The organism is Massilia haematophila, from assembly GCF_042647645.1.
Taxonomy (GTDB): Bacteria; Pseudomonadota; Gammaproteobacteria; order Burkholderiales; family Burkholderiaceae_D; genus Telluria; species Telluria haematophila.
In genome coordinates this window covers 510,326-524,446 of record NZ_JBHRVV010000001.1, presented here as the reverse complement: position 1 = coordinate 524,446, position 14,121 = coordinate 510,326, and the positions used below count along the sequence as shown (strand labels likewise).

Below are 14,121 nucleotides of genomic sequence, written 5' to 3'. Positions count from 1 at the left end.
GCATGAGCGCGACGCCTGACGATATCCTGCCGCCCTACCAGGGCCTCGCGCTGTCCGGGGTCCTGGTGGTGAAGTCCGCATCCGATGCGGCCAGCGCCTTGCAGGCGCTTGCCGCAGCGGACGTCATCGGCTTCGACACCGAGTCCAAGCCGACCTTTGCCAAGGGCGAGGAATCGACCGGCCCGCACCTGGTGCAACTGGCCACCGACGACAGCGCCTACCTGTTCCAGATCGGCGCAGCGCCGCCTCCGCAAGTGGTCGCGCTGCTGCGCACCGTGCTCGAGTCCGACGCCATCCTGAAGGTCGGCTTCGGCCTGGGCGACGACCTGCGCCGGGTCCGCGCCAAGCTCGGCATCGAGCCGCAGAACGTGCTCGACCTGTCCACCGCCCTGCGCCGCCGCGGCGAACGCAATCCGCTCGGCGCCAAGACCGCCGTGGCGCGTTTCTTCGGCCAGGAAATGCAAAAGTCCAAGCGCATCACCACCACCAACTGGGCGCTGCCGCGCCTGAGCGACAAGCAGATCCTGTACGCGGCCGACGATGCCCATGCGGCCCTGCGCGTCTACCGCCGCTGGCGCGCCACCCAGGACGCAGCCTGAGCCCCTCTTTTCATGCACCAGGCATGGAAAACCTAGCAGAAACCTATCATTATTGATTGCTTCTGTTTCACAATTCACGCGGTACACTTTCTGTGGCGGCAACGCCAACCATACAAAGACAAGTGACACAGTCACCACCGGGAGACCGCAATGAAGCACCTGAAAACCGTTTTTTCCTACCTTCTCATCATTGCCGCCGGCATCGCCATCGGCACCCTGGCGCCGCGCGTGCCGCAATGGCTGAAGGGTGACTACACCGAAGGCAACTACGCTGCCTATTTCCCCAACCCGAACATCAAGGTGGTCATGTACGGCACCGAGACCTGCCCGTACTGCGCCAAGGCGCGCGACTACCTGCGCGAACGCGGCATCGCGTTTGCCGACTACGATGTCCAGAAGTCGCCGGCGGCGCGCGAAGCCTTCGGCAAGCTCGACGGCAAAGGCGTGCCGCTGATCCTGATCGGCAACCGCCGCATCGACGGCTTCATGGCGCCGGTCTACGACGACGCCCTGAAGAACGCCGGCATCGTCCCGCAGACGGTCGCCCAGGCGCGCTGAGCGCACCGCGCGGGGTATCGTCCCCGCGCCTTTCCCATTTCCCGCAACAGGCCGCGGCAGCGCACGCTCGCCTGCTCTTCTTTTTTTCGCAACAATGATGCCGCGTGAACAGACGGCGTGGTATCATTCTGTCATCACGTCTGCCCTAACCGGAGAGATGAAATGAAGCGCAAATTTGCACTATTCCTGTTCGCCCTCGGTCTCGGCATATCGGCGGCCCACGCCGGAGATCCAGACCGCTGCTGGAAGTTCTACCAGGTCTGCGATCCCTTCCTGTACGACTGCTGGGAGCAGTACGAGATCTGCCTGAACAGCTGACAGCCCCCAGCTTCGACGTGACACCCGGGCCGGCGCAAGCCGGCCGCGCAACGACAGGAACACCGATTTGACGACCAGCCGGCTTCGCTTCTCCGATTTTCACGCATCCGCGGCGCGTGCCATGGCCACCGCGCTGGCCCTGTTCTCCTGTGCCCTCCCCGCGCACGCCCAACCCGCCCAGCCCACCCGGCAGCCCGACCGGCAGCCCATACCCGACACGCTCGAACAGCGGCTGGCCGCCTGCATTGCCTGCCACGCGCCGAAGGACACGCAAGGCACGAACGCCGGCGGCGTCTACTTCCCGCGCATCGCCGGCAAGCCGGCCGGCTACCTCTACAACCAGCTGGTCAACTTCCGCGAAGGCCGGCGCCAGTATCCCTTGATGACCTGGATGGTCAACCACCTGCCCGATCCCTACCTGCACGAGATCGCCGACTACTTCGCCGGCCAGCATCCGCCCGTGCCGGCACCGCCGCCGGCGCGCGAGAGCGCCGCCGTGCTCGCGCGCGGCGAGCAACTGGTGCGCCGCGGCGACACGGCGCTGAAGGTGCCGGCCTGCGTCGCCTGCCACGGCGAGCGCCTGCTGGGCGTGGCCCCGGCCATCCCGGGCCTGCTGAACCTGCCGCGCGACTACGTGAACGCCCAGTTCGGCGCCTGGCGCAACGGCGTGCGCCAGGCCCACCAGCCCGACTGCATGGCGACCATCGCCGCGCGCCTGGCGCCGTCCGACGTGTCGGCGATCTCCGCCTGGCTGGCCAGCCAGCCGACGCCGGCCGACGCCCTCCCCGCCGCGCGCGCCAGCAAGCCCCTGCCGCTGGCCTGCGGGAGCGCGCCATGATGCGGCGCCTGGCCCTGCTCGTTGCCGCCATCGTGGCCGCGCTCGCGGTCGCGGCGGCGATCGCCTGGCCGCGCGAGCAGTTCGCACCGAGCGCCTCGCCCGAGGCCTGGGCCGCCACCTCGACCAACATCGCGCGCGGCGCCTACCTGGCGCGCGCCGGCGACTGCATGGCCTGCCACACCGCACGCGGCGGCGCGCCGTATGCCGGCGGACGGGCGCTGGACACGCCCTTCGGCACCCTGTACGCGCCGAACATCACGCCCGACCGCGCCACCGGCATCGGCACCTGGAGCGCCGACGACTTCTGGCGCGCCCTGCACGACGGCAAATCGAAAGGCGGCCGCCTGCTCTACCCGGCCTTTCCCTACACCAGCTACACCAAGGTGTCGCGCGCCGACGCCGACGCCCTGTTCGCCTACCTGCGCAGCCTGCCGCCGCGCCAGGTCCAGAACCGCCCGCATGCGCTGCGCTTCCCCTACGACAGCCAGCTCGCCCTGGCCGGCTGGCGCCTGCTCTACTTCAAGCCCGGCGTGTTCGAGCCCGAGCCGGCACGCGACGCGCGCTGGAACCGCGGCGCCTACCTGGTCGAGGGCCTCGGCCACTGCGCCGCCTGCCACAGCACGCGCAACCGCTTCGGCGCGTCGAGCGAAGGACTGGAAGGCGGCCTGATTCCGACCATCGGCTGGTATGCGCCTTCGCTGACCTCGGACGCCGAAGCGGGCCTGGGCAACTGGAAGGAAGAGCACATCGTGCAGCTGCTGGGCACCGGCGTGGCGCCGGGCGCCAGCGTCACCGGGCCGATGGCCGAGGTGGTGGCGCAAAGCCTGCAGCACCTGACTCCCGCCGACCTGGGGGCGATGGCGGCCTACCTGAAGTCCCTCCCCGGCGCCGCCCCGCGCGAACGTACGCCCGCCCCGCGGCCCGAGGAACAGGTGCTGCAGGAAGGATCGCGCCTGTACGGCCAGCACTGCGCCGCCTGCCACGGCGAGCGCGGCGAAGGCCTCGGCCCCTACCCCGCGCTGGCCGGCAACCGGGCCCTGACGCTCGAGGAACCGGTGAACGCGATCCGCGTCGTACTGAATGGCGGCTTCCCGCCCGGCACGGCCGGCAACCCACGCCCCTATGGCATGCCTCCCTTCAGCCATGTGCTGGACGACACCCAGGCCGCGATCCTGATCACCTACCTGCGCGCGAGCTGGGGCAATGCGGCGGCGCCAGTGTCCAGTGCGCAGGTGAACCGGTATCGGGCGGTGCCGCTGGATTAGCGGCGTTCAGGGAAATGGAGATCACCTCCGACCGATACGAATTTCAATCGCCTAGACAACAATACTTCGAACGCGTAAGAAAGGTCGTGGCAAAAGGCACTGCGATCGCGCCATTGGCCGTTGCAACCATCGGCGGCGCCTGCTTCACCGCTGGCGTAATATGGGTACTTGCGTGAATTCCAGCGGTTTATTACAAGGCAAGGCGCCCCCTGATGTGACGCGCAAGCGGCGCAAATCCTTTTCAATCCCGCCGCGGCCGGCCGCTTTGCCCCACGCCAGGCCGCGCAAGACGCCATGGAGAACCCATGCAGATCACCGCGATTGTCACAAACTCAGCCGCCGGACACGACGTGACTGTTCGGACTGGCAACTCGGTCCAGCCCTTGCGTGTGCCGCCCAAGAGCGCGGGCAAAGGCTCTGCCATCAATGGCGGCGAGTTTCTCATGCTCGCGTTGGCAACCTGCTACTGCAATGACCTGTATCGCGAGGCCGAGCGTCTCGGCGTACCGATCGACGGCGTCGAAGTGGAAGCAAGCGCCGAGTTTCCGGGGGTCGGCCTCGCCGCCACCAACATTACCTACCGGGCAAGCGTGTCCTCCCCTGCCGCGCATTCCGTGCTGGCGCGGCTGCTGTGCGAAACCGACGCAGTGGCCGAAGTACACAACACAGTGCGGGCCGGCGTGCCGGTCGAGTTGGTAAGGCGTCAAGCCTAGGCCTGGGCGTTCAGTCGCGCCGGAGCTGCCGGGCCGTTCGCCCTACGCCGCCATCAAACCAGCTCGGCGAACCCGACCCGATCCGTGGTCGCGTTGCGCGCATCCTCGACGCTGACCTTGTGGCCGGCCAGCAGGCGTTCGAGCGAGGCGTTCATCGTGTGGCTGCCCGGGTCGCGGCCGCTGTTCATGTGTTCGCGCAGCGCGCCCAGGTCGCCGGCTTCGATCAGGCGCGCCACCGCCGGGCTCACGGTCAGGCATTCGGTGGCCAGGTGGTAGCGGTTGGCGTCGAGCGAAGGCAACAGGGCCTGGCACAGCACGCCGCGCAGCGCGTGCGCCAGGGCCTGGGCCTGGGATTCGCTGTTGCCGAGCAGGCGCTGCATCTTCTGCAGGCCCATCTCGGTCGAGCGCGCGTGCAGCGAGGCCAGCACCAGCGGACCGGATTCGGCCAGGGCCAGCGCTTCCTGGGCGGTCTGGGCGTCGCGGATCTCGCCGATCACGATCACGTCGGGGCGCTCGCGCAGCGCGTCGAGCGCACCGAGGTAATAGCTCTCGACGTCGCCGTCCTTGCCGACTTCGCGCTGGGTGATGATGCACTTGCGCTGCGGGATCAGGGTCTCGACCGGGTCTTCGATGGTGATGATGTGGCCAGAGCGGCGCTTGTTGATCTCGTCGATCATCGAGGCGATGGTGGTCGACTTGCCCTGGCAGGTGTCGCCGATGATCAAGACCAGGCCGCTGGAGAGCTGCGCGAATTCCTGGGCGTCGCTCGACAGGCCGAGTTCGGCCAGCGGCAGCGGCTCCTTCGGGAAACGGCGAATCACGCAGCCCAGGCGCTTCTTGCCCTGGAAGCTGAAGCAGTTGGCGCGGATGCGCGCCGTGTGCAGGTCGATCGAGCGGTCGAAAGCGCGGTCGGCGATGCGCTCGGCCCAGTTCGGCTCGATGACGTCGAAGAATTCTTCCAGCTCTTCCTTCGTGATCGGCGAATCCGTCACCGCCACCAGGCCCTTCGGCTGGCGCAGCATCAGCGGGCTGTTCTGGTGGATGATGATGTCCGAGAACACCAGGCGCGAATTGAGCAGATGCAGGATCTGCTCGACCAGCGTGCCGAAGACCGGGTGGTCTTCGTTCTCGATATACGACAGCGTGGGGATTTGCGAGGACTGGTGGTATTCCATCTGGCGTGGCTCTTTGATCAATCGAAGTGTCGTTCAGACAATGCCGACCATTATAAAACCATGCTCGCCAGAAATTGCATCTGCTGGATAGAAATTATTCAGCGTCCCAAGGCGGCAACGATCCTGTCGCCAAACAGGGTCAGCGCCACGCCCGCCACCACCACCAGGGCGCCGGCCATGCGGATGCTGGAGACCTTGCGCACCGCCATGTGGACCAGGCCGAAGTTGTCGATCGCCATCGACATCATGAGCTGGCCGGCGATCACCAGCACCACCAGGTTCAGCAAGCCGATACGGGGCGCCAGGAATACCGTGCCGAAGACGAAGGCTGCGCCGAGCAGGCCGCCGGTCAGCTTCCACAGGGGCTGCTGGGCCAGCGCGCCGAAGGCTTCGCCGACGCCGCCACGGGCAAAGGCCGCGATTCCGAGCACGATCGTGCCGACGCTGAACGAAATAAAGGCCGCCACCACCGAATTGGCGTGCAGGGCGTTTGCCAGCTGGCTGTTGACGGCTGCCTGCACCGAGATAAAGAGGCCTACGCAAAAGGCCAGTACGAACAGGGCCGCATTCATGATCCACATCCTTTCCGGGCTGGCCGGAGACAAAAAGGGCAAGATTGTAGTGGATGTGGCAGCACCGTGCACCGCAACGCACCAATTTGGGGCGGATGAAGCCGTTTTCGGCGCCTTTGCGTTGCTGCCACGCACCATTTTGGACGATGGCCCCGGATGACCAGGCCGGTCGGGCCTGGCGGCGTGTCATCCTTTCCAACTGCATTCCAGTTCCGTTTCCCTGCAGTTCGTCGCAAAGCGGGCGCAGGCGCGGCTGCGCTTCGCTACAGTCTCACCATCGACAACCGTGAGGACAAGAACATGAACAAGCCCACTTTCTATTCCATCGCCCGCCGCACCCTGCTGGCCGCCTGCATCGCCGCCAGCCTGGGCGTCGCCGTCCAGGCCGGCGCCGCGACCTGGTCCTGGGGCAGCGAGCAGGTACAAGGCAGCGGCCGCATCGTCAAGCAGGCGCGCCAGGTGTCCGGCTTCACCGGCCTGTCGCTGGCGGTGCCGGCCCGCGTCGAGCTGCGCATCGGCGACAGCGAAGGCGTGACCATCGAAGCCGACGACAACCTGCTGCCGCTGCTGGAAACCGTGGTCGACGGTGGCACGCTGCGCATCCGACCAGCGAAGCGCAACCTGAACCTGCAGTCGAAAGCGATCCGCGTCGTGGTGCAGGCGCGCTCGATCGAGCGCCTCTCGCTCGGCGGCTCGGGCAGCATCGACGCCGACCCGCTGCGCGCACGGCGCCTCGACCTCGACCTGGGCGGCTCGGGCAAGATCAACCTGAAAGGCGTCGACGCCGAGACGGTCTCGGTCTCGCTCGGCGGCAGCGGCGACGTCCAGGTCGCGGGCGGCACGGTGGGCAAGGTGTCGGTCTCGATCGGCGGCTCGGGCGACGTCGACATGGGCCGGGTCCAGGCCACCACCGCCAGCGTGTCGCTGGCCGGCTCGGGCGACGCCACGGTCTGGCCGCGCGAGCGTCTGAGCGTCTCGCTCGCCGGTTCGGGCGACGTGCATTACTACGGCGATCCGCAAGTCAGCAAGTCGACGGTGGGTTCGGGCGAGGTCAAGCGCATCGGCGCGTCGCCGCGCTAATGACGTAGCGTGGGCACTCCGTGCCCACGCGGTACGTGTTCATCCGGAGTTCGCAGCCGAGCCAATTCACTCCGCGGCGCAAACATGAGAGGCGGCGCGGGCGAGGCGCTTTGAGACGCACAGCCCTTAACGCGGCTCCCGTCTCAACGCGTACCGGTATCGCTAGTCATGCGTCCGTGTGGGCACGGAGTGCCCACCCTACAGTTCAGGCCGCCTCAGAGCTTCGCTATGACGGGCGCTCAATGCCCTTGATGCTGGCCGTGGCCGCTGCCATGCCCCTGCGCGGCCGGCGCCACATAGGTCAGCGGCTTGACCTGGGCCTCGACCGTCACGCTGCTGCGCTTCTTCGCCGCGTCCTGCACGACCAACGTGACCGGCACGGTCTCGCCTTCCTTCAGCTGGCGCTTCAGGTCGAAGAACATCAGGTGATAGCCGCCCGAGGCGAGGTTCACCGGTTGGCCGGCCGGCAGGTCGATGCCGTCGACGGCGCGCATGCGCATGGTGTTGTTTTCCATCGCCATCTCGTGGATTTCGGCGCGCCCCGCGACCGGGGTGCTCACGCCGACCAGGCGCGTGGCGCTGGCCGACTTCAGCTGCATGAAGGCGCCGGCGCTTTTCGCCGCCGGCACCGTGGCGCGTACCCAGGGGTCGGTGACAGTCACTTGCGCCAGCGCGCCGGTGGAAAACAGGCCGGCGGCCAGCAAGGCAAACAGGGTAGGCTTCATGGTCGGCAAACGCGAAATGGATGACAGAGGATTATAGCGAAACTGCGGCTCAGGCCGCGGCCTTGACCGTCTCGCGCTCGACCAGCACGGTGTCGACGCTGTCGGTCAGCCACAGCTGGCCGTCCTGGATCGTGCACTGCAGCTGCATCGAGCGCTTGGCCAGCTTTTCGAGCTGGGCGCTGGCCTCGGCAGGGATGTTGATCACGGTGAGGTTGCGCGCGCGCTCGAGCTTGTTGGCGATGCCATTCCACCAGATGTGGCTGGTGGCGCTGTAGCTGTACACGTAGACGTGCTCGGCGCGGCCGCAGGCCTTCAGGAGGCGCTTCTCGTCCGGCTGGCCGACTTCGATCCAGGTATGGATGGCGCCGGTCAGGTCCTTCTGCCACAGGTCGGGCTCGTCGGTGTCGAACAGGCCCTTGGTAAAGGCCAGCGAATCGGACGCGTGCAGCGCAAAGGCGAGCACGCGGATCATCACGCGCTCGTCGGTCTCGGAAGGATGGCGGGCGATGGTGAGCCCGTGCTCCGCGTAATAGTTGCGGTCCATGTCCGCGATCTGCAGGTCTGCCTTGTAGATGGTTGCTTTCAGCGCCATTGATGCTTGTTGCCTTGATTTCTGAATTGTTATTTAAAGACCACCGTACGGTCGCCATTCTGCAAAATGCGGTGTTCCACGAACCACTTCACCGCCCGCGCCAGCACCACGCATTCGACGTCGCGCCCGATGGCGGTCAGTTCCTCGACCGTCATCGCGTGGTCCACCCGCTCGACGTCCTGCTCGATGATCGGGCCTTCGTCGAGGTCGCCCGTGACGAAGTGGGCGGTGGCCCCGATCAGCTTGACGCCGCGCCGGTGTGCCTGGGCATACGGGCGCGCGCCCTTGAAGCTCGGCAGGAAGGAATGGTGGATGTTGATCGCCCTGCCCTGCAAGGCATCGCACAGCCCCGGCGACAGGATCTGCATGTAGCGCGCCAGCACCACCAGGTCCACCTTGTGCATGTCGAGCAGCTCGACGATGCGCGCTTCCTGCGCCAGCTTGGCTTCGTCGCCCGCCCCGGTGGCCAGCGGCAGGTGGTGAAACGGGATATTGTAACTTGCCGCGAGCTGGTAGAAGTCCATGTGGTTCGAGACGATCGCCGGAATCTCGACCGGCAGCAGCCCGCTCTTGTAGCGGAACAGCAAATCGTTCAGGCAGTGGCCGATCTTCGACACCATGATCAGCACGCGCGGCTTGGCATGGGCGTCGTGCAGCTGGCCGCGCATGGCGCCGGTTTCGCAGAAGGCGGCAAACGCGCCGCGCAGGTCGGCGTCGCTCACGCCCGGGTCCTCGGCCGCGAAGTGCACGCGCATGAAGAACAGTTGCGACTCCGGATCGCCGAACTGGGCCGAGTCGATGATGTTGCAGCCGTGCTCGGCCAGGAAACCCGCCACGCGCAGCACGATGCCGCGCTGGTCATGGCAGGACAGGGTGAGGATGTATTCCGGGTGCGTCATGGCGGCCAACTCGTCGTAGTTTCGGGGCGGATCATTGTCGCATGCGCTCGCAAAAACAGCCACGCGAGAAAACGCACGACCGTGTTTTTTCTGTATAGTATCCAGGCCTGACCCAACCCCACAACCTGAACGGAGACACACGATGACCCAAGCCACGAACGACCAGTTCCTGCTCGCCGCCCGCCCCGTCGGCCTGCCCAAGGAGAGCGACTGGCAGCGCGCCGCGCCGGCACTGCCCGACCTGAACGAGGGCGACGTACGCGTCAAGCTGCTCTACCTCTCGCTCGACCCGGCCATGCGCGGCTGGATGAACGAAGGCAAATCCTACGTGCGTCCGGTGGCCATCGGCGAAGTGATGCGCGCCGGCGGCATCGGCATCGTCGAGGAATCGAAGTCGCCGAAGTTCGCCGCCGGCGACACCGTGATGGGCGTGATGGGCGTGCAGCGCTACTGGAGCGGCCCGGCCGACGACCGCGGCGCCATGCTGGCGAAGGTCGACCCGGCGCTCGCCCCGCTGCCGACCTGGCTCAACGCGCTCGGCATGCCGGGCATGACCGCCTATTTCGGCCTGCTCGACGTCGGCCAGCCGAAGCCGGGCGAGACGGTGGTGGTGTCGGGTGCGGCCGGCGCGGTCGGCATGACGGTCGGCCAGGTCGCGCGCAACATGGGTTGCCGCGTGGTCGGCATCGCCGGCGGCGCCGACAAATGCCGCTTCGTGGTCGAGGAACTCGGCTTCGACGCCTGCATCGACTATAAGGCCGGCCCCGTGAACGCGGCGCTGAAGGAACACTGCCCGCAGGGCGTGGACGTCTATTTCGACAACGTCGGCGGCGAGATCCTCGATGCCGTCCTCACCCGCATCAACATGAAGGCGCGCATCGTCATCTGCGGCGCCATCTCGCAGTACAACGCGACGGGCGCGGTCAAGGGCCCGTCCAACTACATGTCGCTGCTGGTCAACCGCGCGCGCATGGAAGGCATGCTGGTCACCGACTATGCCGCGCGCTACCCGGAAGGCGTGGCGAGCATCGCACGCTGGATGAAGGAAGGCAGCTTCAAGGCCAAGGAACACGTCGTCGAAGGCTTCGAGAACTTCCCGTCCGCCCTGAACATGCTGTTCGAGGGCAAGAACCTCGGCAAGCTGGTGTTGAAAGTAGCCGACGCCTGAGTCCATCCGCACCTGCCTTGATTCGTTTCGAGGCGGGTGCATTTTCCTTGAACTTGCGCGGTTGGAGAGCGTCTACTTGCGATGCACCTTCGACCCCTGCCGGCAAGCTGCCGGGAGGGATCGAAGGGATTTTTCCAATTCTTCCACCATCCACCGCTCACGCCGAGGACACCATGCAAGCCTTCCCCAACACCGACCCCGCCATGCACGCCCAGCTCGCAGCCCAGGTCGACCTCATCACCCAGATGCAGCGCCACGCCACCGAAGCCCTGGGCCAGCTCGGCGAACTGAACCTGCGCATGATGCGCCAGCTGATGGACGACAGCGTCAAGCTCGGCCGCGCCCTGGCCGCCTGCCAGGACCCCTTCCAGATGGGCGCGGTGGCGATGCGCGAATCGCAGCCGGCCGCCGAACACTGGCGCGCCTGGCAGAGCGCTCTGATGCAGGTGCTCAGCTCGGGCGGCGCGGCCCTGGCGCGCGACGCCAACAACGGCAGCTGGCAGGCCGCGCGCGGCGCCGGCGACTTCATGCGCGGCGGCGCGGGCGGCGCCGGCGGCGCCGGCGGCCAGGCCGTGCACGCTCCCGCCTGAGCGGCTCCCGACCGAACGGAGGTTCCGATGGCATCCCCAGGCAAACGCCAGGACGGGGCGGCAGACGCGCTTGCGCTGCTGCGCCGCGAACACGACAGGGTCCGCCAGCTGTTCCTGGAATTCGAGCGCGTGCGCGGCATCGAGGAAGAAGAGGAACACGTAGCCGACCTGGTCGACGACATCTGCTACGAACTGACGCTGCACGCGATCGTCGAGGAAGAACTGTTCTACCCGCTGCTGCGCGCGGCGGGCGAGGACGACGACGAGATGATCGACGAGGCCGAGGTCGAGCATGCCGGCGTGCGCGAGCTGGTCAGCCAGCTCGAGACCCTGTACCCCGGCGACGAGCACTTCGAGGCCACCGTCGCCGTGCTGGCCGAGGAAGTGGAGCACCACATGGCGCGCGAGGAAGGCGAGATCTTCGAGGCGGCGCGCGCCTCCGGCATCGACCTGGCGGCGCTGGCGCGGCGGATCGAGGCCAGGCGCCGCGAGCTCGACGAGGACCTCGACGACAGCCCGCCCGGCGCGATCGACGCGATGGAGCCGCACGAGGGCATGCGCCTGCCGCCGCGCGCGCCCGACTGAGAGCGCGTGCCGTTTGATCCCGCGCGCGATGCGATGCGCCGTCGCGCACCATCGCGCGCATCCCGTGCGCACCGCGTGCAGCAAGCTGAAGGAACTAACATACCGGCCGTGTCTCTAACCGCACGAGCGCGGCAATGCTGCGCTTGGAGCCTGCCGGACGGGGCTCCTCCTTTCCACTTACGTGCAGGGCAACCAGGAGAGCGACATGGCGACGAGTAAGGAGAGCGGCAAGAGCGCGGGCAGCTCCGGCGGCAGCGCGCAGAAGAGCGGCAGCGGCAGTGGCAGCGGTCCCGCCAAACGCGGCTTCGCGGCGATGGACCAGAACCAGCAGCGCGAAATCGCCAGCAAGGGCGGCCAGGCCGCCCACCAGAAGGGCACGGCGCATGAATTCGATTCCGAAGAAGCGCGCCGCGCCGGCCAGAAAGGCGGTGAGGCGGTGAGCCGCAACCGTGCACACATGGCCGACATCGGCCGCAAGGGCGGCGAAAGCCGGCAGTCTGCAAACCGCGCGGCCGCAGCTGCCAAGACGGCGGCAGGCAACCGCCAGGGGGGCAAGGAGCAGTAGGCGCAGGCCCTACGGCCTGCACCGCCGACCCGGCCTGGACCGCCCAGGCGCATCCGGCCGGGTTGCATGTCTCAGCCCCATCCTTCCCTCTTGTTCCTTCCTGCGCGGCCCGGTGGCCGCGGAGCCTACGCGCCGGCGGCGCACGACGTCATTGCGACGCGCTCGCCATCCGTTCGCATTCCTCGGCACAGCGGCGGCAAGCGGCGGCGCACTGCTGGCAATGGTCCATCTGGTGTTTCCCGCATTCCTCGGCGCAGGCGCGGCAGAGCACGGCGCACAGGCGGCACACCGCGGCCGCGTTCTCGCTGGCGCGCGCCATCACGCCGGCCGCCAGCCGGCACACCTGGCTGCAATCCATGTCGAGGGCGATGCAGCGCGCCATCATCTTCACGTCCTCCTCCCGCAGGCAGGACGCCGCACAGTTGTCGCAGGCCATGGCGCAGGCGTTGCAAGCGTCGATACAGCTTTGGAAGTCATCGAGTTTCATCCTTGTTCTCCTCATGTCGGCTGGTCGAAGAAAACAGGATAGGGCCGGCCCGCGCAGGGCGGCGCACGCATGGGGCAACGATTCGCCCATGCGGCGCGGAGGCGACGGGGGCAAGACCGGGGCGCCTGTGGTACATTCCCGGCCTTATGCAAGAGCTCAAGTACTTGACCGCCTATCCCGAACAGCTGCGCCGCCAGGCCGCCGACCTGCTCGGCGAAAACCGCCTGGGCGCACTGCTGCGCGCGCGCTACCCGCGCGCCCACGGCCTGCGCACCGACCGCGCGCTCTACGATTACGTGCAGGACCTGAAGGATGACTACCTGCGCAACGCCGAGCCGGTCTCGAAGGTCGCCTACGACAGCAAGATCCACGTGGTCCAGCACGCGCTCGGCCTGCACACGGCGATCTCCCGCGTCCAGGGCAGCAAGCTCAAGGCCAAGCACGAGATCCGCATCGCCAGCGTGTTCCGCGACGCGCCCCTCGAATTCCTGCGCATGATCGCCGTGCACGAGCTGGCCCACCTGAAGGAAAAGCAGCACGACAAGGCCTTCTACAAGCTGTGCTGCTGGATGGAGCCGCACTACCACCAGTTCGAGCTCGACCTGCGGCTCTACCTGACGCACATGGAGCACACCGGCGAGCGGCTGTGGGCGGTCGAGGCCTGAGCGGCGCCAGGAACCGCGTCCCCCAGGCGCGCTGAAGCCCGGTCGACAGCGTCCGGGCCGCGTTCACATTCCACCTCAGGGAACATGCAGGTGCCCAGCCCCCCGCATATACTCTACCCCCTATGCTGTGATGGCCGTACAGGAGAGAACATGGGCCACACCGCACGCGAAAAAACGAAATTGCTGAACCGGGTACGCCGCATCCGCGGCCAGCTGGAAGCCGTCGAGCGCGCCCTCGAGGGCGAACACGACTGCGCCGAGATCCTGCATCTGCTGGCGGCCGCCCGGGGCGGCATGAACGGCCTGATGGCCGGCGTCATCGAGGACCACATCCGCGAGCACGTGGCCAGCCCGGCGCTGGCCGACGACGAACGTACGCGCGGCGCCGAGGAGCTGGTCGAGGTCGTGCGCAGCTACCTCAAATAGCGCGATGGCAGCCAAGTCCCCCTGCATCGCGCTGTGCAGCTTCGACGGCCGCACCGGCTTTTGCACCGGCTGCCTGCGCACCCGGCTCGAAGCGCGCGAATGGAAGAAGATGACCGACCACCGGCGCCACCAGGTCATCAACGAACGCACGCGCCGCGAGAAGAAGCTGGCCGGCAAATAAACGCCCCACCCCACCATCATCACGACCTGAACCTGAAGCGGCTCACGTGCACGTGATCGCCGATGCCGCCACCTCGGTGCTGGCCATTGCCGCGCTGTTCGGCGGCCTGTTCTTCGGCTG

General features: G+C 67.3%; 21 protein-coding genes. 15 read left to right on the top strand and 6 right to left on the bottom strand.

The annotated features are described in order from the left end of the window. Positions 1–2: 2 nt before the first annotated feature. The 6 genes from ACFOPH_RS02300 to ACFOPH_RS02275 all read left to right on the top strand — a co-directional run bounded on the left by ACFOPH_RS02300 (position 3) and on the right by ACFOPH_RS02275 (position 4,291). A complete protein-coding gene (locus ACFOPH_RS02300) occupies positions 3–599 on the top strand; it encodes a 3'-5' exonuclease (RefSeq protein WP_379733206.1) in 597 nt (198 codons plus the stop codon). Between the two features lie 150 nt (positions 600–749). After that, positions 750–1,157 carry a glutaredoxin family protein gene (locus ACFOPH_RS02295; RefSeq protein WP_312552018.1) on the top strand — a complete coding sequence of 136 codons (408 nt, stop codon included), beginning with the start codon at positions 750–752 and terminating at the stop codon, positions 1,155–1,157. Between the two features lie 162 nt (positions 1,158–1,319). Next, on the top strand, positions 1,320–1,475 hold the full coding sequence (locus tag ACFOPH_RS02290; RefSeq protein ID WP_312552019.1) for a hypothetical protein: 156 nt from the start codon (positions 1,320–1,322) through the stop codon (positions 1,473–1,475). Between the two features lie 121 nt (positions 1,476–1,596). Continuing rightward, entirely contained in the window at positions 1,597–2,313 is a 717-nt protein-coding gene (locus ACFOPH_RS02285) for a c-type cytochrome (protein WP_379733204.1), read from the top strand. Further along, positions 2,313–3,578 (top strand): c-type cytochrome, encoded by a 1,266-nt coding sequence (locus tag ACFOPH_RS02280; RefSeq protein ID WP_379737847.1) that lies wholly within the window; start codon positions 2,313–2,315, stop codon positions 3,576–3,578. Before ACFOPH_RS02285 ends, ACFOPH_RS02280 begins: the two co-directional genes overlap by 1 nt. Before the next feature lie 305 nt (positions 3,579–3,883). Continuing rightward, positions 3,884–4,291 (top strand): OsmC family protein, encoded by a 408-nt coding sequence (locus tag ACFOPH_RS02275; RefSeq protein ID WP_312553816.1) that lies wholly within the window; start codon positions 3,884–3,886, stop codon positions 4,289–4,291. Between the two features lie 53 nt (positions 4,292–4,344). Here ACFOPH_RS02275 and ACFOPH_RS02270 read toward each other — a convergent pair whose 3' ends face one another. Both ACFOPH_RS02270 and ACFOPH_RS02265 read right to left on the bottom strand, forming a co-directional pair. Next, a complete protein-coding gene (locus ACFOPH_RS02270) occupies positions 4,345–5,466 on the bottom strand; it encodes a type IV pilus twitching motility protein PilT (protein ID WP_312553820.1) in 1,122 nt (373 codons plus the stop codon). Between the two features lie 98 nt (positions 5,467–5,564). Further along, positions 5,565–6,038: a DMT family transporter gene (locus tag ACFOPH_RS02265; RefSeq protein WP_312553814.1), complete on the bottom strand. Its 474-nt coding sequence runs from the start codon at positions 6,036–6,038 to the stop codon at positions 5,565–5,567. Here ACFOPH_RS02265 and ACFOPH_RS02260 point away from each other — a divergent pair. Together ACFOPH_RS02260 and ACFOPH_RS02255 are read left to right on the top strand one after the other, a co-directional pair. Beyond that, the gene (locus ACFOPH_RS02260; RefSeq protein WP_379733201.1) at positions 6,037–6,198 is read left to right on the top strand and encodes a hypothetical protein; all 162 of its coding nucleotides are present in this window, start codon (positions 6,037–6,039) and stop codon (positions 6,196–6,198) included. The genes ACFOPH_RS02265 and ACFOPH_RS02260 overlap by 2 nt on opposite strands. 140 nt (positions 6,199–6,338) lie before the next feature. Further along, a complete protein-coding gene (locus ACFOPH_RS02255) occupies positions 6,339–7,118 on the top strand; it encodes a head GIN domain-containing protein (protein ID WP_379733199.1) in 780 nt (259 codons plus the stop codon). A 239-nt stretch (positions 7,119–7,357) separates the two neighbouring features. Here the strand turns inward: ACFOPH_RS02255 and ACFOPH_RS02250 are convergent, their stop codons facing one another. From ACFOPH_RS02250 to purU, 3 genes are read right to left on the bottom strand one after another with little or no spacing between them, the layout of a single operon-like run. Beyond that, a complete protein-coding gene (locus ACFOPH_RS02250; protein ID WP_379733197.1) occupies positions 7,358–7,843 on the bottom strand; it encodes a copper chaperone PCu(A)C in 486 nt (161 codons plus the stop codon). 49 nt (positions 7,844–7,892) lie between these two features. Further along, positions 7,893–8,435 carry a YaeQ family protein gene (locus ACFOPH_RS02245; protein ID WP_379733195.1) on the bottom strand — a complete coding sequence of 181 codons (543 nt, stop codon included), beginning with the start codon at positions 8,433–8,435 and terminating at the stop codon, positions 7,893–7,895. Positions 8,436–8,464: 29 nt separating this feature from the next. Beyond that, positions 8,465–9,334 carry a formyltetrahydrofolate deformylase gene (gene purU, locus ACFOPH_RS02240; protein WP_379733193.1) on the bottom strand — a complete coding sequence of 290 codons (870 nt, stop codon included), beginning with the start codon at positions 9,332–9,334 and terminating at the stop codon, positions 8,465–8,467. Between the two features lie 142 nt (positions 9,335–9,476). Between purU and ACFOPH_RS02235 the strand changes: the two genes are divergently transcribed. The 4 genes from ACFOPH_RS02235 to ACFOPH_RS02220 all read left to right on the top strand — a co-directional run bounded on the left by ACFOPH_RS02235 (position 9,477) and on the right by ACFOPH_RS02220 (position 12,242). Beyond that, the gene (locus ACFOPH_RS02235; RefSeq protein ID WP_379733191.1) at positions 9,477–10,502 is read left to right on the top strand and encodes an NADP-dependent oxidoreductase; all 1,026 of its coding nucleotides are present in this window, start codon (positions 9,477–9,479) and stop codon (positions 10,500–10,502) included. A 173-nt stretch (positions 10,503–10,675) separates the two neighbouring features. After that, positions 10,676–11,092, top strand: a complete 417-nt coding sequence (locus ACFOPH_RS02230) for a phasin family protein (RefSeq protein ID WP_379733189.1) — start codon at positions 10,676–10,678, stop codon at positions 11,090–11,092. A gap of 27 nt (positions 11,093–11,119) precedes the next feature. Next, positions 11,120–11,677: a hemerythrin domain-containing protein gene (locus ACFOPH_RS02225; RefSeq protein WP_379733187.1), complete on the top strand. Its 558-nt coding sequence runs from the start codon at positions 11,120–11,122 to the stop codon at positions 11,675–11,677. Positions 11,678–11,882: 205 nt separating this feature from the next. Continuing rightward, positions 11,883–12,242, top strand: coding sequence for a KGG domain-containing protein (locus tag ACFOPH_RS02220; RefSeq protein WP_312552835.1), 360 nt, complete (start codon positions 11,883–11,885; stop codon positions 12,240–12,242). 148 nt (positions 12,243–12,390) lie between these two features. Here the strand turns inward: ACFOPH_RS02220 and ACFOPH_RS02215 are convergent, their stop codons facing one another. After that, a complete protein-coding gene (locus ACFOPH_RS02215; protein ID WP_379733185.1) occupies positions 12,391–12,729 on the bottom strand; it encodes a four-helix bundle copper-binding protein in 339 nt (112 codons plus the stop codon). 146 nt (positions 12,730–12,875) lie between these two features. Between ACFOPH_RS02215 and ACFOPH_RS02210 the strand changes: the two genes are divergently transcribed. From ACFOPH_RS02210 to ACFOPH_RS02200, 3 genes are all read left to right on the top strand, one after another. Further along, the gene (locus tag ACFOPH_RS02210) at positions 12,876–13,394 is read left to right on the top strand and encodes a YgjP-like metallopeptidase domain-containing protein (protein ID WP_312552833.1); all 519 of its coding nucleotides are present in this window, start codon (positions 12,876–12,878) and stop codon (positions 13,392–13,394) included. 150 nt (positions 13,395–13,544) lie between these two features. Next, a complete protein-coding gene (locus ACFOPH_RS02205) occupies positions 13,545–13,820 on the top strand; it encodes a metal/formaldehyde-sensitive transcriptional repressor (protein WP_312552831.1) in 276 nt (91 codons plus the stop codon). A 4-nt stretch (positions 13,821–13,824) separates the two neighbouring features. Beyond that, a complete protein-coding gene (locus tag ACFOPH_RS02200) occupies positions 13,825–14,001 on the top strand; it encodes a DUF1289 domain-containing protein (protein WP_312552829.1) in 177 nt (58 codons plus the stop codon). Positions 14,002–14,121: the final 120 nt, after the last annotated feature.